Genomic DNA, 18,235 nt, shown 5'->3' with positions numbered 1-18,235 from the left:
GAATGTTGCGACGATCAGGCCGGGTCACCATTTAACCGGCAGGCTCCAATCTGGGGCCGCGAGGATATTTGCCGATGGCAACCGACCACAGCGTGGGCTTCGAGCCAGCCGATGAGCTGGCAAAGGACCGCGAAAGCGTACGCAAGCAGTTCTGGCGCAAGTTCAAGCGACTGGCCGCCAAGCTGCCGTTCGCCGAAGACTTGCTGGCGGCTTATTATTGCGCCTTCGACCGGCAGACACCGCGCCATGTGCAGGCGGCGCTGCTCGGCGCCATCGCCTATTTCGTGCTGCCGTTCGATTTCGTGCCGGACGTGCTGCCCGTTCTGGGATTCACGGATGACGCAGCGGTGCTGGCCACCGCCTTACGCCTCGTGGCGAGCCACATCACGCCGGACCACCGCGAGGCCGCCAGAGCGGCCATCGCGCGTGGATTGAAAGATAGTGACTCGAAGGACAGCGAGACGAACGCGTAATCCACGTCCGCCTCGGTCGCTTATGGATGCAGGATTACCTTGCCCATGGCCTGACGGCCGGCGAGCACCTTGAGGGCATCTGCGGTCTTGGCCAGCGGGAATGTGCGATCCACGTGGGATGAGATCTTCCCTTCGGCCGCCCACTTCACCAGCTTTTCCAGATTGGCACGGTTCTTCTCGGGGTTTTGTCGCACCCATGCGCCCCAGAACACGCCGCGAATGTCGCAGCCCTTCAGCAGCGCGAGATTGAGCGGCATTTTCGGAATGTCACCGGCGGCGAAGCCGATCACCAGGAAGCGCCCTTCCCAGGCAATGGCGCGCAGTGCAGCTTCCGCAAACTTGCCGCCGACGGGATCGAAGATGATGTCGACGCCCTTGCCATCGGTCAGCTTCTTCAGGCCTTCCTTCAAATCCTCTGTCGCATAGTTCAGGCCGATATCCGCGCCGTGCTTCCTGGCGAATTCCAGCTTCTCGTCCGACGATGCGCAGGCGATGACCTTGAGACCAAGCAGCTTGCCGAGTTCGCAGGCGGCAAGGCCCGTGCCACCGGCGGCGCCGAGCACGGCCAGCGTCTCGCCGGGCTTCGGGCTGGCGCGATCTTCCAGCGCATGCAGCGCGGTGCCGTAAGTGATGATCACACCGGCGGCGCGATCGAAATCGAGATTGTCGGGAATCTTCACCGCCGAGGCCGCAGGCACCGCGATCTTTTCACGGGCGCCATTGTGGCCCACGGATGCGACCACACGGTCACCAACCTTGAGGCCGGTGACACCGCTGCCGATGCTCTCGATCACACCAGCGACTTCCGCAGCCGGCGAGAACGGGAACGGCGGTTTGACCTGGTACTTGCCCTGAATCATCAGGATGTCGAAAAAATTCAGCGCCGCGGCCTTGATGGCGATGACGACCTGACCGTCGCCCGCGACTGGATCATCGATATCGGCGAAAACGAGATCGTCGGGTTCGCAGAACTGCGAGCAGAGAATGGCTTTCATCTGATCATCTGACCTTCGGCTTGAGACAGTTGAAGGGAGTCATGCCGGATTTGACGGCGCGCTACAATCTGATTCGAGAAAAGGTAATTCCGCCCCGCGGCCAAATGAGGAACCGTCCCATGTTCGAGACAACGCTGCTCGCCAACAAGCGCATTCTGGTCACCGGCGGCGGCTCCGGCCTCGGTGCGTCCATGAGTCGCCGTTTCGCGGAACTAGGCGCAGAACTCGTCCTCTGCGGTCGCAGACTTGAATTGCTTGAACAAACTGCAGCGCAACTGCGTACCGATTTCGGCGGCAAGGTCAGCGTTGCCCCATGCGACATTCGTGACGCATCGGCCGTTGAGACGATGATGGAAACGATCTGGCGCGCCGGACCGCTCGATGTCCTCGTCAACAATGCCGCGGCCACCTTCATCGCGCAGAGCGAACATCTCTCCGCCCGCGCCGCGGACGCGATCCTCGCGCCGACCCTGCACGGCGCGATGTATTGCACGCTTGAAGCCGGACGGCGCTGGATCGCAGGACACCACAAGGGCGTCGTGCTGAGCATCCTCTCGACATCCACGATCACCGGCCGCGCTTTCACGGTGCCATCGGCGATGGCCAAATCCGGACTCCTTGCCATGACGAAGTCGCTCGCGGTGGAGTGGGGACCCAGGGGCATCCGCACGGTCGCCATCGCGCCCGGCCCGTTTCCCACCACAGGTGCGGCCGGGCAATTGCGGCCCGAGGGACGCGACGGCGGACCTGCGGCGCAAAATCCGCTCGGCCGCGTCGGCGAACACAGCGAGCTCGCCAATCTCGCCAGCTTCCTGATTTCCGATCAGGCCGGCTACATCAATGGCGAGATGGTGGTGCAGGACGGCGGCGCACACCTGCGCGCATCTGGCGCAGAGGATCTGCTGCAGTGGAGCGATGCGCAGTGGGCAGCACAGCGCGCAGCGCGCACAAAGACCTGAGCCGAAGGTTGGACAAAAAACTGAGGACGACGCCTGTGCCGTCAGCGCGCAGCAAGGCAAGGATTGCTATCCTTGCGGAAGTCACGTCTGCCTTTTCAAGAATGCGATTTGCGGATATGGCAGACATCGTGACGTCAGCGATTCCAGATCGTCCTGGTAAAGCCGTCTTGTTGCGAGCCATCTTCCAGTCACAATGATAGAGGATCGAGACTTGATGTCCGTGCGGCGATTCCTGACAGTTGTGTCGATGAGTGTAGCGATGGTCGGCATCGCAACGATCGGTGCTGCCGATCTTGCGCAGGCGCAGACTCCTGCATCGAAGGGCAAGGCCGCCGCACCGAAGGCGGCGCCCACACCGGCAAAGCCCGCAGCCGCGGCGCCTGCTGCAGCGGGTGGCGCCGAGCCCACATTGGTCGGACAGTTCGGCTCCTGGGGCGCCTACACTGCAACACCGAACGGCAAGAAGGTCTGCTTCGCTCTGGCGAAGCCGGCGTCGTCGAAGACCAATCCGGCGAACCGCCCGCGCGATCCCGCTTATGCCTTCATCTCGACCCGCCCGGCCGAAAAGGTGACCAACGAAGTCTCGATCATGATCGGCTATCAGTTGAAGCCGGGCTCCGAGTCCACGCTGGAAGTCGGCGGCGCGCGCTATGCGATGTACACGCAGGGCGACGGGCTCTGGATCAAGAATGCCGCTGAGGAAGAACGCATGGTGGAAGCCCTGCGCAAGGCCGCAGACGTGACTGTAAAGGGCGTCTCCGCCAAGGGCACCGAGACCACCGATACGTTTTCGCTGAAGGGCCTGGCCCAGGCGCTGGACAAGCTGGCGCAGGATTGCCGGCGGTAATTGCCGCCAGAATACCCGCTAAATCCTTGTCGCCGTTAATATTGCCGCATTTCGTGCCTTTTCATTCGAGCGCGAAAAGCCTATTTGAGGTCGGCCCGGTAGAGGCCAGATTTCCCGCGACATCATAGATCGAACGCCATGACCCCCGTTGCAACCGAGGCCGGTTCCGCCATCGACGCTTCCCGCGCATTGCCCGCGGGCGAGATGCCGCTGGAGAAGATCGCCACCGAGACCTATGTGCCGCTGGCCAAGCCGTCCCTGATCGGCCTGTCGCGCGCGGAAATCGCCGAAAAGCTCGGTTCCATCGGCGTGGCGCCGGCCCAGCGCAAGATGCGGACGCAGCAGATCTGGCACTGGATGTATGTGCGAGGCGTTCAGACCTTCGCTGAAATGTCCAGCATTTCCAAAGACATGCGCGCAGATCTCGAAAAGCACTTCACGGTGGCGCGGCCCGAGGTGATCGTCGAGCAGATCTCCAATGACGGCACCCGCAAATGGCTGCTGCGGCTGCCCTCGGGGACCGCCGGCGAGAAGGCCCATGAGGTCGAGTGCGTCTATATCCCCGAGACCGACCGCGGCACGCTCTGCGTCTCGTCCCAAGTCGGCTGCACCCTGAACTGCTCGTTCTGCCACACCGGTACCCAGCGGCTGGTGCGGAACCTGACGGCCGGCGAGATCGTCGGCCAGATCATGGTCGCCCGCGACCGCCTGAACGACTGGGCCGACCGCGAGACCCCGGACGGCAACCGCCGCGTCACCAATATCGTGATGATGGGCATGGGCGAGCCACTCTACAATTTCGATGCAGTGCGCGACGCGCTGCTGATCGTCTCCGACAATGAAGGCATCGGCATCTCGCGCCGGCGCATTACGCTGTCGACCTCTGGCGTGGTGCCGAACATCTCGCGCACCGGCGACGAGATCGGTGTCATGCTGGCAATCTCACTGCATGCGGTGCGCGACGAACTGCGCAACGAGCTGGTGCCGCTGAACAAGAAATATCCGCTGGCTGAATTGATGCAGGCCTGCCGCGACTATCCCGGCGCCTCCAATGCGCGGCGTATCACGTTCGAATATGTGATGCTGAAGGGCGTCAACGACTCGCTGGACGATGCCAAGCTGCTGGTGAAGATGCTCAAGGGCATCCACGCCAAGATCAACCTGATCCCGTTCAATCCGTGGCCCGGCACGCGCTACGAATGTTCGGATTGGGACCAGATCGAGAAGTTCTCCGAATACATCTTCAATGCCGGTTATTCCTCGCCGGTGCGCACGCCGCGCGGCCGCGACATTCTCGCCGCCTGCGGCCAGTTGAAGTCGGAAACCGAGAAACTGTCGGCGCGTGAACGTCAGGCCTTGCGCGCGATGGCGATGACAGACTGACAATGGCGCTGATCGGCCGCCTGTTCGTCATCTTTCTCGGCTTCTGCGCAGCCTGTCTCGTCGGCGGCGCGATCGTGGTGTTCTCGATCCTGTTTCCGGAACTCAGCGCGCTCGACACTGGCGTCATCGATCCAAATACGATCAACATCCTGCTGGGCTTCGGCTTCATCTTCATCAGCGGCTTCGCGCTGATTCCAGCGATACTCGTCGTCCTCATTACCGAGGCCTTCTATATCCGCAGCGTCATCGTCTATGCGCTCGGCGGCGCCGTGGTCGGCCTCGCCTGCTATCTCGGCCTGATCCCCTACGACCCCGCCACCATGACATTCGATGGCATCGTCCGCCGCCATCTTGAGGTCATGACCGGTGCAGGCATCATTGCCGGGCTGATCTACTGGGTGATCGCCGGCCGCAATGCCGGCGCCTGGCGGCAGCCACGGCGCGCGCCACCGCAGTCGGATGCCACAGCCCAGCCGTAGCGCTTTAACTTTCCTTCACCCCCCGCCTCGGTTAAACCGCCCGCCATGAACCGGACCGGACTCCTCATCGCACTCGCGCTGTTTGCTGTCATTGCTATCGTCTTCGGAGTCTGGCCCGAACTCGACCTCAAGCTCGCGGCACTGTTCTACGACCCCGAAACCAGACGTTTTCCCACCACCTCGCTGCCCTATGCGCAATTGGCCCGCGACGCGGCCATGTGGATCGCCTGGGCTTTCGTCGCGCCCTCGATCCTCGCGCTGATCGTGAAGCTGATCTGGCCGAACCGGCCGTTGCTGGTGAAGGGCCGCACCATGGCCTTCCTGATCCTCACCATGCTGATGTCGGCGGGCATTCTCACCAATTTCACCTTCAAGACCTTCTGGGGCCGGCCGCGGCCAGTAACGGTGACGGAATTCAACGGTCCCTGGCAGTTCAAGGCCTGGTGGGATCCGCGGGGGGAATGCGGGCGCAATTGCTCGTTCTTCTCGGGCGAGGGTGCCACGGCGTTCTGGACCTATGCTCCGGCCGCGCTCGCGCCGCCGGCGGTGCGGCCCTATGCCTACGCGGCGGCAACGGTGTTCGGCCTCGCCACCTCTGGCTGGCGAATGGCCTTTGGCGGCCATTTCTTTACCGACGTGACCATCGCCGGCCTCGTCTCATTCCTGGTCATCTGGTTGATTCACGGATGGATTTACCGCTGGCCCTCGACCCGGAAGACCGACGAGGAGATCGATGCCGCGTTGACGCGCTTCGCCTGGCCGGGCTATCGCTGGCGGCAGAAATTGCGCGGTCGCGACATCGGTCCCGTGCCGGCCGCGATCTCCGTCAACCGCCATTAAACGGGTGCCCGTTCACGGGTCGTTTGATAGCGCGCTCCGTACGCACCCGAAACTGCCCCGATTGGACGTTCGATGACCACGATCTTGAAGAGCCTGCCCCAAGGGAAAAACGTCGGCATCGCTTTCTCCGGCGGGCTGGACACGTCAGCCGCGCTGCTGTGGATGAAGCAGAAGGGCGCCAAGGTCTTCGCCTATACCGCCAATCTCGGCCAGCCTGACGAGGCCGATTACGACGAGATTCCGCGCAAGGCCATAGAGTTCGGCGCCGAGAAGGCGCGCCTCGTCGATTGCCGCGCGCAACTGGTCCATGAAGGCATCGCCGCCATTCAGGCCGGCGCGTTCCACGTCTCGACAGGCGGCATCACCTATTTCAACACCACGCCGCTCGGGCGTGCCGTTACCGGCACGATGCTGGTCTCCGCCATGAAGGAAGACGGCGTCAATATCTGGGGCGACGGCTCGACCTATAAGGGCAACGATATTGAGCGGTTCTACCGCTACGGCCTGCTGACCAATCCGGACCTGAAGATCTACAAGCCCTGGCTCGACGATCAGTTCATCGACGAACTGGGCGGCCGCGCGGAAATGTCAGCTTTCATGACCGCCCACGGCTTCGCCTACAAGATGAGCGCGGAGAAAGCCTATTCGACCGACAGCAATCTGCTCGGCGCCACACATGAGGCCAAGGATCTCGAACAGCTCGACAGCGGCATCAAGATCGTCAATCCGATCATGGGCGTGCCGTTCTGGCGCGACGACTGCGCCGTCAAGGCCGAGAAGGTCAGCGTGCGGTTCGTGGATGGTCAGCCCGTTGCGCTGAACGGCCAGACCTTCACCGACCCTGTCGCGCTGTTCCTCGAGGCCAATGCGATCGGCGGCCGCCATGGCCTCGGCATGAGCGACCAGATCGAGAACCGGATCATCGAGGCCAAGAGCCGCGGCATCTATGAGGCGCCAGGCATGGCGCTGCTGCACATCGTCTATGAGCGTCTCGTCACCGGCATCCACAACGAAGACACCATCGAGCAATACCGCATGAGCGGCATGAAGCTCGGGCGGCTGCTCTATCAGGGCCGCTGGTTCGACTCGCAGGCCTTGATGCTGCGCGAGACCGCGCAGCGCTGGGTGGCCCGCGCCATCACAGGCGAAGTGACGCTCGAACTGCGCCGCGGCAATGACTACTCGATCCTGAACACCGAGAGTCCCAATCTGACCTATGCGCCGGAGCGGCTCAGCATGGAGAAGGTCGAGGATGCGCCGTTCACGCCGGCGGACCGGATCGGCCAGCTCACCATGCGCAATCTCGATATCACCGATACCCGCGCCAAGCTGGATCTGTATTCGAAGACGGGGCTGCTGAGTGCCGGCGAAGGCGCGAACATTCCGAAGCTGGGCAGCGATAAAGATTAAGGCGCGTAGGATGGGTTGAGCGCCAGCGACAACCCATCCTAAGCTCTCGCGCCATAGCTACATGCGCATCGACAACTCGACGTCATCGCCGAACGGGACCGACAGGTAACCGTTCGCAGGATTGCGGACATAAGCGAGATAGTCGGGGCTGTAATCCGCATTGTCAGCGATGACGAAAGCACCAGGCTTGAGACGGCTTTCGACGATCGCAAGCACTTCCGGATAGAGCGCCTTGGCGCCATCGAGCAGCAGCAGATCAATCGTATCGGGCAGATCGGCACGCAACGTCTGCAACGCATCGCCCTCACGGAATTCGACAAGATCGATTAGGCCGCCTTCGGCAAGATTCTGCCGCGCGATGACGATTTTCGAGCGCTCGAATTCGCTCGTGATCAGCTTGCCACCGCCACTATCGTTGAGCGCCGCCGCCATATGCAGCGTTGAGATTCCGAACGACGTGCCAAATTCGACGATTGATCGAGCACCGGTCGATCGCGCCAGCATGTAAAGCAGCGCACCGGTCGCACGTGATACGGCGAGCGGGACATCCCTGAACCGGCTGTAGAGATCGACATAGTCGGTCTTGCTCTGCATCATCCGCTGCCGATCGTCCTCAGACAGGTCGGCGACGGCCTGGCTGGTGCGAGACCGTGCGGCATCCGCTTCTTCAAACAAGCGCTTGAGAAGGGGGCCGACGGGATCCGTCGTGAGTGTGGTCATGATATTTCCTGCAAAAAAGACGCTTGATTGCGCCCCTCTGCAAATACGAATATTTATTCGCATTCGCTAATCGCATTGCGGAGGCGGCAAATGACTCGTCGCACAAGTCATTCAATTCATTCGAGAAAACAGCCGCAACAGGCCCGCTCGGGAGAGCTGGTGAGCGCCATTCTCGAGGCTGCTATTCAGGTTTTGGCGAAAGAGGGATTTCACCGCTTCACCACCGCGCGCGTCGCAGAGAAGGCCGGTGTCAGCGTCGGATCGCTGTATCAATACTTCCCGAACAAGGCGTCGATCCTGTTTCGCTTGCAGAGCGACGAGTGGCGCGACACCAACGACATGCTCCGCCAGATTCTGGAGGACGAAAGCGCGTCGCCATCGGCGCGGCTCCGCAAGCTTGTCCATGCCTTCATCAAATCGGAATGCGACGAAGCCGATATTCGCCATGCGCTTGACGGTGCGGCGCCGCTCTATCGGGATACACCCGAAGCCCGCAAGGTGAAGGCAGCGGGAAATCGCATCTTCGTGGCCTTCATCGCGCAAGCACTTCCATCAGTCACGAACGAAGAGCGATCGCTCGTCGTCGACGTCATCACGTCGACGCTGAGCGGGGTGGGAAAGGACTTCTCCATGCGCCCGCGATCGGCGGCCGATATCGAGTTTTTTGCGGAAGGCCTGGCGAACATGCTCTGCAGTTACTTGGAAAGCTCCGGGAGACATGAAACCTAGCGTCTCGGACTGCCATTGCGTGATCGCAGCGCATGTCACCCGTTAGTCATCCAACTGTCGTAATGGAGACCGCGCCTCCTAAGCTGGGCGCTTCAGGGGATATCCATCATGTCGAGAATCTTTCTTGCGGCTGCGGCGACGCTGCTACTGACGAGCGCATCGCTGCCAGCACAGACCATCTATCCGATTGACCGCGCCGAGATCCTCGCCGGCAGCAAATTCGACTTCAAGGTTGAGCTGCCCGAGAAGATCGCAGCCGCCGACATCAAACTCACGATCAACGGCGCCGACCAGAGCGCGGCATTCGGCAAGGCCACCGACTATATCGAGCGCGAGGATGGCAAGGACCAGTCAGCGCTGCTGCTGCGCGACGTCACGCTGGACAAGCCTGGCGTCTACAAGATCGACGTTACAGCTGGCACGCTCGCCAAGTCGGTGACGTGGAACGTCTATGACACCGGCGCGCGAAAAGCGAAGAACGTCATCCTGTTCATCGGCGACGGCATGTCCCTGTCGCATCGCGTCGCCGCGCGAATCCTGTCCAAGGGAATCAGCGAGGGCAAGAGCAGCGGCAAGCTCGCTATCGACGACATGCCGCATATGGCGCTGGTCGGCACCGCCGGCACCGATTCGATCATTACGGACTCGGCCAATTCGGCAAGCGCCTATACGACCGGACACAAGAGCGCGACCAACGCGCTCGGTGTCTACGCGGACCGCACACGTGACGTATTCGATGATCCCAAGGTCGAAACAATCACCAGTCTCGTGAAGCGCAAGCTCGATCTTGCCGTCGGCATAGTCACCAACACCGAGATCGAGGACGCAACACCGGCCTCGATGGTCGCGCATACCCGCCGCCGTGCGGCCTATGACGAGATCGTCGCGCAGATGTTCGCGGCGAAGCCCGATGTCATCCTCGGTGGTGGCGCAGCGAACTTCCTGCCGCAGACGGCCGAGACCTCGAAGCGCCGCGACGATATGGACTATATCGTCAAGTTCAAGGACGCCGGCTATCCGTTTGCGAAGACCGCTGGCGAGATGAAGGCAATTGCCGACAAGCCCGACACGACGAAGCTGCTCGGACTGTTCACGTCCGGCAATATGGACGGCGTGCTCGACCGCAAATTCCTCAAGGGCGGCGGCGTCAAGAAATATCCGGAGCAGCCCGATCTGACCGAACAGGTGCAGGCCGCACTCAACGTGCTGTCGCGCAACGACAAGGGATTTGTCCTGATGGTCGAGTCCGGCATGATCGACAAGTATGCGCATCTGCTCGACATGGACCGCGCCGTCTATGACGTCATCATGCTCGACAATGCCGTGAAGCTCGCCCGCGACTGGGCGGCCAAGCGCGGCGATGACACGCTCATCCTCGTCGTCTCCGACCACAGCCATCCCAACAGCCTTGTCGGCACGGTCAATGACGACATGAGCAAGGAGCCGAACCTGCCACTGCGCGAGCGGCTTGGCGTCTATGAGAAGGCCGGCTTCCCGAACTATCCCGCGCCGGATGCCGAAGGCTATCCATCGCGCGTTGATGTCAGCCGGCGGCTCGCGATCATGTCGGCGAGCCTTCCCGATCACTATGAGACGCTGCGGCCGAAGCTCGATAACCCGAACGATCCCACAGAGAAGGGCGAGGAGCCCGGCACTTTCAAGGCCAACGAGAAATACAAGAATGCGCCCGGCAGCATGCTGCGCCTCGGCAACCTGCCGGCCATGATGGGCGCCAGCGTGCATTCCGGCGAGGACGTGATCCTCACTGCCACCGGCCCCGGCAGCGACCGCGTGAAGGGCTCGATGGATAATACGGAAGTGTTTCGCGTAATGGTGGACGCGTTGGGGTTGGGGAAATAGCGCTCCGAACCACCAACGCACTCCGCTCACCTCTCCCGGGTGGGGAGAGGCGACAGCAACGACGAGGTACTATCAAAACAAGAATGGCCGGGATTGCTCCCGGCCATTTCCATTCATGTCAGCCCACTTACCGACGCGGCGGCGCCGTGCCCGGAGGGGGCGGGGGCAGCGAGGCCTGACCGCCATTCAGAAGCGGCGTGATGTTGCGGATCGTCACGCGGCGGTTCTGGCGCTCCGGACCGTCGGTCTGGATCTTCAGATACTGCTCACCATAGCCCTGCGACGTCAGATTTTCCGCCGGCACCTGGAATTGCTGGGTGAGCAATTCAGCCGCCGACTGCGCGCGGCGATCCGACAGCGACAGATTGTCGACGTCTGATCCGACCGCATCGGTGTGCCCCTCGATGAGGAACACTGCACGCGGGTTGCGCGAGATCGCCCGGTTAAGACCATCTGCGATCACCTGCAGCTTCGAGGCCTGATCCGGCGGGATGTCCCACGATCCGGTCTCGAAGTTGATCGAGTCCAGATCGATAGACGGCATGCGCTGACGCACCATCGGGCTGTAGCGGATTTCATCGAGCGTGTAGCGGCGCTCGATGCGATCCACCGGCGGTGCGATCAGCGTATCGTAGACAAGATCGGGCGAGGCCTGATCGTAATCAACGATATAGCGGTTCTGCGGGATCCGGATCATCGGCGGCGGCAGATCGACATAGAAGCCGAGGCCACCCGGACCGCCGGGGCCACGCGGACCACGGAACGAGTTATCGATGATGATGATCTCGCGTCCCTCACGATCCCTGCGGATACGTCGCAGCAGCTCGCCGTCGCGGCCAACCACCGTGATGATCTGCGAACCATCGGGACGGATCACGATGGTCCGGTCCTCGCCGCCAATCCGATCCGTACGGATGTCACGCGCGCCGTAGCGGAAGCGATCGAGTTCGTTGTGGCGGATGAACGACTGACCGCTCGGATCCTGCACGATGATGCGTCCAGGCTCGGTGATGATCGTGCGACCGCCTTCCTGGCGCTCGCTGCGCTGACCACGGAAATCGCCCATGTTGCGCGGGCCCTGCGGGGCAGCGCCCGGTGCGATCGGCGTCAACGCTGCTGCCGGCGGCGGTGCCTGAGGGATCGGTGCAGTCACCGCGGGTGCGGGCGGCTGCACGACCTTGATGTTGCCACCACCGGGCGCAACCACGACAGGTGCAGCGGTGCTCGTGGGCGGCGCCGCGGCGGGTGCCGCAGCGTTCGGCGCCACTCCGGGCGCGGCAGCATTGGGCGGCGTGCCGGGTGCACCGGGCGCACCTGCGCCGGGGCCACCAGGAGGACCACGACGTCCATCGGAACCACGGCCGTCAGGACCACGCCCATCAGGGCGACCTGACGGAGGCGTACCCGCAGCAGGCGGTGTGCCAGGCGCAGCCGGAGCAGCCGACGGCGCTGGTGCTGCAGCAGGAGGCGTTGCCGCAGGAGGCGTCGCAGCTGCTGGCGGCGTGGCAGGCGTCGGAGCTGGCGTCGGCGTAGCAGCAGGCGCTGGCCGCGCGGCAGGCGGAGTCGTGCCAGCAGGCGGTGTCGCCGGTGCAGCGGCTGGTGGCGTCGTAGGCGCGGGACGTGCGCCGGCCGGCGGCGTTGCACCAGGTTCACGGCGCTCAGGACGTCCTTCGCCGGGTTCACGACGTTCGGGACGCGCAGCGGGCGGCGTTGGCGCGGACGGAGCTACAGGCGCAACGGTAGGCGCTGGAGGTGCGGCGCGCGGGGCCGGAGGCGCGACGGGAGCCGGTGGCGGAGTTGGGCGCGGCGGCGGTGCGGCAGCCGGAGGAGGAGGCGTGGGGCGAGGCGGTGCGGCCGCAGGAGGCGGGGGCGGCGGCGGTGCCGGGCGCGGAGGTGCAGCCGCAGGCGGCGGCGCAGCAGGAGGTGCCGGAGGCGCGGGACGCGCAGCAGGGGGAGCCGGTGGCGGCGGTGGTGGCGGCGCAGGGCGTGCGGCCGGCGGCGCAGCGGCGGGAGGCGCAGCAGCTGGCGGAGCCTTGGGTGGTGCCTTCGGGGGAGCCTTGGGCTCACCTTCAGGCGCAGCAGGTGCGGCCTGCGCGAGCACGATCGGCGCATCGACACTCGACGCATAGGCAGCGGTCGCTGCGATATGCGCAACGCCGAGCGTCGTCGTGGCCAGCAATACGAGACGAAGTTTTGTCATGATAGACCTTGGGCCCCCGGATAAGGATCTTCAACAAACTGATTTTTGTCGGCCGAACAAATCGGCAAATTGATCAACTGATATGCATTGGGCCGGAATGTGGCGACAGGCAAATGCAAATTCGTTTTTATTTTCGACACGACAATGGCCCAAACGCGCTTTGTTCATTTCGCGTTCAGGCCATCGATCTGTAGTTCGCTACATCACCGCCGCTGCATCGCTGTAGGGGGGCTGCTGACCCGGATTGATATCAGGGTTCGGTAACGGCACTTCATCAGGTTGATCTCCCGGCAATTCGTCCGGTCGCGACGGTTCACCGGGATCGTGCACCGGTGACGGCACCTCGGGCCGCGGGCTGCCGGGCGGACTCTCCTGCGGCGGTTCGGTGGGTTGACCGGGCTTGATCGGCGGATCCTCGACGGGATCGATGCCAGGTGAACTCATCATCGACATTGGCATCACGACTCTCTTCGCAATCAGAGACGCTTAGCCCCACCGCATCGGCAGGACTCGCATCAGACTTTGCCATTGCCTTTCACGGCTTTGGTTCAGTACCGAGGACAACGGCACAACGCGCGCGATGTTCCTGGAGAGCAGAATGCCGCTTGTCAGTTGAGTTTGACAGCGGAACCGGAACCGCTCATCAAGACGCAGTTTGGCCATACTGTTTGATTTGGGGGATTTCGATGCCGTTTGCCTATTGGAGCATTTTGATTGCTGCACTGCTGCCGCTGATCATCATTGGTTATGCCAAAGCGGGATCGCGCGACAACAGTGCACCGCGCGACAGCGCCAATAACCTCTCGGGCGCGAAGCGCCGTGCCTATGCCGCGCACCAGAATGCCTTCGAGAGCTTTCCGTTCTACGCGGTCTCGGTCATTGCAGCGCTCAACTTCGGCGCGTCGGCCACGACCGTGAGCGTGCTGGCCGGGCTCTATCTCGCATTTCGGATTGCGCATGCGCTGCTGTACATCGCGGATCAATCGTCACTGCGCTCGACTGCCTATGCCGGTGGGCTGTTCGCGAATATCGCGATCTTCCTGTCGCCAGCGCTGAAGATCAACTTCTTCTAGTTCAAAACACGGATCACGCCGCGCTCCTGGCCGGCTTGCGATGGCGCAGGAAGCGTCCGAGCAGGCGGCGCCTGCCCTTGCGCGGGATGAGATCGATATCGCGAACCAGCTTGGCGCCACCCTTGCGGCGCTCCAGCACGATCTTGCGGCTGTGGAAGGCTTCTAGCTCGGCGCGATGCGCGACGGAAACCACCGTCGCATTGGGCAGCTCCTTGATCAGCAGCTCCATCATCTTATCCTGGCTCTTGGCATCCAGCGCCGACGTCGCCTCGTCGAGCACGATGATATCGGGATTGTGCAAGAACAATCGCGCGAAGGCGAGCCGCTGCTTCTCGCCGCCGGACAGTGTCTGGTCCCATGGCGCGTCTTCCTCGATCTTCTCCTTGAGATGGCCGAGCCCGACCTTGTCGAGCGCCTCGCCGATCTGTTCGACGCTCCAGTCCTCGGCCGCAGCAGGATAGGCCGCCGCCCGGCGCAATGTGCCTGATGGCACATAGGGCTTTTGCGGCAGCATGAATAGCCGCCGGTCCGGATGGAAATTGACACTGCCGCCGCCCCATGGCCACAGGCCCGCAATGGCGCGCACCAGCGTGCTCTTGCCGGTGCCGGACTCGCCCGCAACAAGCAGACGCTCACCGGGCTCGATCTTCACTTCGGCATCGCCGACCACAGCCGTGCCGTCATCGAGCGTGACGGAGAGGTCATGCAGGCTCAACATGGTCTCGTCGGAGGTCTCGCCACGCTGGATGCGGCCGATGCCATCGCCGAGTTCGGCGCGTTCGAGGCCGTCCAGCGACATCATCAGCGAGGCGATGCGACGTGCGCAGGCATTCCAGTCGGCAAGGCGCGGATAGTTGTCGACCAGCCAGCCAAATGCGCTCTGTACGATGGTGAAGGCCGACGCCGCCTGCATCACCTGACCGAGCGACATGCTGCCATCGAGGAATTTCGGCGCACACAGCAACAGCGGCACGACGGGAGCAATCAAGCCCGAGCCCTGCGACACCAGCGTGGTGCGCATATGCTGGCCGGCGAGGCGCGCCCATTGCCTGAGAACATGACCAAAGGTCTTGTCGATACCGTCGCGTTCTTCCTCTTCGCCGCCGAGCAGCGCGATACTCTCGCCGTTCTCGCGCACGCGGGTGAGCGCATAACGATACTCGGCCTCTGCCTGGTTCTTGTCCTCGGAGATCTGCACGAAACGGCGGCCGATCACCGTGATCGAGCCGGATGCGATGGCGGCATAGATGATCGCAGCAATGACGAGGAAGCCGGGAATGGAGATGACGCTGTCGCCCACCTTCAGCGTAAGCGCGCCGCCGATGGTCCACAACACGACGATGAAGGTCGCCGCAGAGAGGAACGCAGCGATGACGCCGGAGACGAAATCGACCGGCGAGTCGGTCGCAATGCGCAGATCCTCGGCGATCCGATATTCGGGGTTCTTGTGATCGCCGCCGACAAGATTGAGCTGGTAGTAGCGGCCGGCCGTGAGCCAGCGCGATACGACGGAATCGGTCAGCCACGCCCGCCAACGGCGCTGAATGCTCATCCGGGCAAATACCTGCGCGACACCAAGGAGCACGCTGCCAATCGCCAGCGGAAAAAACACGCCGGTGAGATGAAACACACCGGCCGCATCGCGCTTCTCGATCGCATCGAAGATCGCGCGATTCCAGACATTGATGCCGTATTGAAACGCGACATTGGCGACGATCAGCAGCACCAAGCCGATAGAGAACATCCAGGCGAGCTTGTCGCCGGACCTGCCCCAGAAGCCACGCGCAGTGATCCAGAACCGCGTCAGCAGATAGTCCCTGCGCACCTGCTCCGCCTCTTCCGGCGTCAGCTCCGGGTCGGGCTCGACCGCATCGGGCGGCGGCGGCTCGATATGCTTGCCGTTCTTGCCAACCACTCCGGCAATCGGCCCCTTCACATCAGACGCATCGGATGCTGATGCGGACTTGGCTTCGTTGGCGGAATGCTTGTTCATGGCGCGATAACGCCAAGGAAATCAGAAGGTTCCCGCGGGTTCCCCGGCGGCTCAGACGGCCTCGCGCTGAGCCTTGCGCCAGATGCCGGCCCTGGTGAGCACCCGCGACAATTGTTCGACCGAATAGGGCTTGTGCAACAGCTCGAACCCGAAGGTGCCGTTTTGCGCAAGCACGTGACTGTAGCCGGAGGTCAGCACCACCGGCAGATCCGGATAGAGCTTGCGGATCTCCTGCGCCAGCTCGATACCGGTCATTCCCGGCATCACCACGTCCGAGAACACCACGTCATAGCGCGTGGCGTGGCGGGCGAGTTCTACGAGTGCTTCCTGAGCATTCGGCCGCAGCACCGTGATGTAGCCGAGCTCGCTTAGTGCATCGGTCGAAAAAGTCCCGACGTCGCGATTGTCCTCCACAACCAGCACTGACATGCCGTGACCATCGACGACGGGCGCTTCGTTCGCCGACAGCGCCGGCGCGATGCTGTCGCCGGAGACACGCGGCAGATAGAGGGTGAAAGTGCTGCCCTTGCCGACTTCACTGGCAACCACGACCTCGCCACCGGATTGTTTGGCAAAGCCGAACACCTGCGACAGTCCGAGGCCAGTGCCCTGCCCGACTTCCTTGGTCGTATAGAATGGCTCGAAGATACGCTCGAACTGATCGGCGGGAATACCGGCGCCGGTATCGGATACGGAGATCGCCACATAACCGTCAGACCTCAGGGCGAGCGCAACAGGGATTTGCTCTGCCGCGCCGACAGCGATCGTCAGCCGCCCCTCGCCCGTCATGGCATCGCGCGCGTTAACCGCGATGTTGATCAACGCGGTTTCGAACTGACCGACATCGGCATTCACGAACAACGCCTCATCGGGCACGTGAGTCATGATTTCGATGGGTGCCCCCGTCAGCGTGCCGATAATCTCGCTGACCGAATGTACGCATTGACCAACGTCGAATACTTCAGGCTTCAGCGTCTGGCGCCGCGCAAAAGCCAGCAGCTGCGCCGTCAGCTTGGCCGCGCGATTCACTGTTTCGGAGATCGCTGCAATGTAGCGGGCACGACGATCCTGCGTGAGATCTGGCCGTTGCAGCAGATCGACTGACGAACGGATTACGGTCAGCAAATTGTTGAAGTCATGCGCGACGCCGCCGGTCAACTGGCCGAGCGCTTCGAGCCGCTGGCCATGTTTCAGCGCCTCTTCGGCCTCGCGCCGCTTCATCGCTTCGAAATTGAGCCTGCGTGTGCGACGGAGTGCGAATACCAGTAGCAGGAACACCAACGCCGTCGCAGGAACACCGAAGATCAGCTGATAGCTGATGGTGCGTAGCCAGCGCGCACGGATCGCTGACGTTTCAAGGCCAGCCGCGACATAGATCGGATAGCTGGCGAGCTGCTGATAGCCGATACGGCGCTCGACATTATCACCGGGCGAGACAAGCGTGACCAATCCTCCAGCAGGATGAGCCGACAGTGTGCGGCCCACGGGCCCCTTGGGATCGAGTCGCACCTCACGGTCGAGCTCCGGATAACGTGCCAGGACCGAGCCATCGGTGAGACCAAGCGCAAAGAAGCTCCCGGCATCGTGGCCGATGCGCGCATAGAAACGATTGAAATATTCCGGAAAGACAGAGGCCTGCACCACGCCGGTGAAGCTGCCGTCGGCCGAGACCCGCCTGCGGCTCACACCGAAGAATGACGCCCCCTGATAGGGCGGGCGCGGCAACAGTGATTGACCGATGAAAGTGCCGGCGTCGCTTGCGATATGAGCGCTGTAGTAATCGCGATCCGAGAAATCGAGATCCGGCAGCGTCAGACCCAGACTGTTGACCAGCGCACGGCCCTTGTTGTCGAACACCCAGACCGACTTCAGCTGCGGCAGCGCATCAGTGAGCTGCTTCAGCCGGCCCGCTATCTGGTCCGATTGCGCACGCAGCTCATCGTCGCTCCTACCGCGCACAATCTCGTTTATTTCGGACAGACTGCGATCGATGGTCTCGAACACTTTCAACGCGTGTTCATGCGCAACATCGAGCGCGCGTTCGATCTCTCGGTCGGCGATCTCGCGCGTCGAGACCCACGACGTCGTCGCCGCAAACAGAAACAGTGCAAGCGGAAGGGCCAGCGAAGCGGCCATCATCCATTGCAGCGTTCTCAACGAATTTTGGTGTTCTGTCTTCAAAGCACCTGCCCGACTCCTTGCAGTCTAGCGCAAGGGCGGTGTCTCACCAACCGCTTCGCGAGCAGGAACCCGGCCCTGGCCGGGCCGGGTCCT

16 protein-coding genes are annotated in these 18,235 nt (G+C 62.7%); 10 read left to right on the top strand and 6 right to left on the bottom strand.

Features of this window, described 5'->3' with window-relative positions:
• Positions 1–74: 74 nt before the first annotated feature.
• Entirely contained in the window at positions 75–473 is a 399-nt protein-coding gene (locus AB8A27_RS26245; protein WP_441244403.1) for a YkvA family protein, read from the top strand.
• A gap of 20 nt (positions 474–493) precedes the next feature.
• Here AB8A27_RS26245 and AB8A27_RS26240 read toward each other — a convergent pair whose 3' ends face one another.
• Positions 494–1,468: an NADPH:quinone oxidoreductase family protein gene (locus AB8A27_RS26240; RefSeq protein WP_441244402.1), complete on the bottom strand. Its 975-nt coding sequence runs from the start codon at positions 1,466–1,468 to the stop codon at positions 494–496.
• Between the two features lie 119 nt (positions 1,469–1,587).
• Here AB8A27_RS26240 and AB8A27_RS26235 point away from each other — a divergent pair, with 119 nt between their 5' ends.
• From AB8A27_RS26235 to argG, 6 genes are all read left to right on the top strand, one after another.
• The gene (locus tag AB8A27_RS26235; protein WP_441244401.1) at positions 1,588–2,427 is read left to right on the top strand and encodes an SDR family oxidoreductase; all 840 of its coding nucleotides are present in this window, start codon (positions 1,588–1,590) and stop codon (positions 2,425–2,427) included.
• 247 nt (positions 2,428–2,674) lie between these two features.
• Positions 2,675–3,274, top strand: coding sequence for an invasion associated locus B family protein (locus tag AB8A27_RS26230; protein WP_441245034.1), 600 nt, complete (start codon positions 2,675–2,677; stop codon positions 3,272–3,274).
• Positions 3,275–3,478: 204 nt separating this feature from the next.
• A complete protein-coding gene (gene rlmN / locus AB8A27_RS26225; protein WP_441245033.1) occupies positions 3,479–4,657 on the top strand; it encodes a 23S rRNA (adenine(2503)-C(2))-methyltransferase RlmN in 1,179 nt (392 codons plus the stop codon).
• 2 nt (positions 4,658–4,659) lie between these two features.
• A complete protein-coding gene (locus AB8A27_RS26220) occupies positions 4,660–5,136 on the top strand; it encodes a hypothetical protein (RefSeq protein ID WP_441244400.1) in 477 nt (158 codons plus the stop codon).
• A 45-nt stretch (positions 5,137–5,181) separates the two neighbouring features.
• Entirely contained in the window at positions 5,182–5,976 is a 795-nt protein-coding gene (locus AB8A27_RS26215; protein ID WP_441244399.1) for a phosphatase PAP2 family protein, read from the top strand.
• Positions 5,977–6,048: 72 nt separating this feature from the next.
• Positions 6,049–7,386, top strand: coding sequence for an argininosuccinate synthase (argG, locus tag AB8A27_RS26210; protein ID WP_441244398.1), 1,338 nt, complete (start codon positions 6,049–6,051; stop codon positions 7,384–7,386).
• 57 nt (positions 7,387–7,443) lie between these two features.
• On the opposite strand, the gene AB8A27_RS26205 is transcribed toward argG, so the two are convergent.
• Positions 7,444–8,106 carry an O-methyltransferase gene (locus tag AB8A27_RS26205; RefSeq protein ID WP_441244397.1) on the bottom strand — a complete coding sequence of 221 codons (663 nt, stop codon included), beginning with the start codon at positions 8,104–8,106 and terminating at the stop codon, positions 7,444–7,446.
• 90 nt (positions 8,107–8,196) lie between these two features.
• On the opposite strand from AB8A27_RS26205, the gene AB8A27_RS26200 reads away from it, so the two are divergent.
• Together AB8A27_RS26200 and AB8A27_RS26195 are read left to right on the top strand one after the other, a co-directional pair.
• Positions 8,197–8,835: a TetR family transcriptional regulator gene (locus tag AB8A27_RS26200; RefSeq protein ID WP_441244396.1), complete on the top strand. Its 639-nt coding sequence runs from the start codon at positions 8,197–8,199 to the stop codon at positions 8,833–8,835.
• A gap of 108 nt (positions 8,836–8,943) precedes the next feature.
• Positions 8,944–10,695, top strand: coding sequence for an alkaline phosphatase (locus AB8A27_RS26195; protein WP_441244395.1), 1,752 nt, complete (start codon positions 8,944–8,946; stop codon positions 10,693–10,695).
• A 127-nt stretch (positions 10,696–10,822) separates the two neighbouring features.
• Here the strand turns inward: AB8A27_RS26195 and AB8A27_RS26190 are convergent, their stop codons facing one another.
• Both AB8A27_RS26190 and AB8A27_RS26185 read right to left on the bottom strand, forming a co-directional pair.
• Positions 10,823–12,895: an OmpA family protein gene (locus tag AB8A27_RS26190; RefSeq protein WP_441244394.1), complete on the bottom strand. Its 2,073-nt coding sequence runs from the start codon at positions 12,893–12,895 to the stop codon at positions 10,823–10,825.
• Positions 12,896–13,093: 198 nt separating this feature from the next.
• Positions 13,094–13,354, bottom strand: a complete 261-nt coding sequence (locus AB8A27_RS26185) for a hypothetical protein (protein WP_441244393.1) — start codon at positions 13,352–13,354, stop codon at positions 13,094–13,096.
• Between the two features lie 227 nt (positions 13,355–13,581).
• On the opposite strand from AB8A27_RS26185, the gene AB8A27_RS26180 reads away from it, so the two are divergent.
• Positions 13,582–13,968: an MAPEG family protein gene (locus AB8A27_RS26180; protein WP_441244392.1), complete on the top strand. Its 387-nt coding sequence runs from the start codon at positions 13,582–13,584 to the stop codon at positions 13,966–13,968.
• A 13-nt stretch (positions 13,969–13,981) separates the two neighbouring features.
• Here AB8A27_RS26180 and AB8A27_RS26175 read toward each other — a convergent pair whose 3' ends face one another.
• Positions 13,982–15,961, bottom strand: a complete 1,980-nt coding sequence (locus AB8A27_RS26175; RefSeq protein ID WP_441244391.1) for an ABC transporter ATP-binding protein/permease — start codon at positions 15,959–15,961, stop codon at positions 13,982–13,984.
• Between the two features lie 51 nt (positions 15,962–16,012).
• On the bottom strand, positions 16,013–18,142 hold the full coding sequence (locus tag AB8A27_RS26170) for an ATP-binding protein (RefSeq protein ID WP_441244390.1): 2,130 nt from the start codon (positions 18,140–18,142) through the stop codon (positions 16,013–16,015).
• Positions 18,143–18,235: the final 93 nt, after the last annotated feature.

The sequence above is a fragment of the Tardiphaga sp. 768_D3_N2_1 genome (assembly GCF_052076105.1).
In the GTDB taxonomy this organism is placed as follows: domain Bacteria; phylum Pseudomonadota; class Alphaproteobacteria; order Rhizobiales; family Xanthobacteraceae; genus Tardiphaga.
Note: the sequence above shows the minus strand (reverse complement) of the source record. Positions and strands in the feature narration are given on the sequence as shown.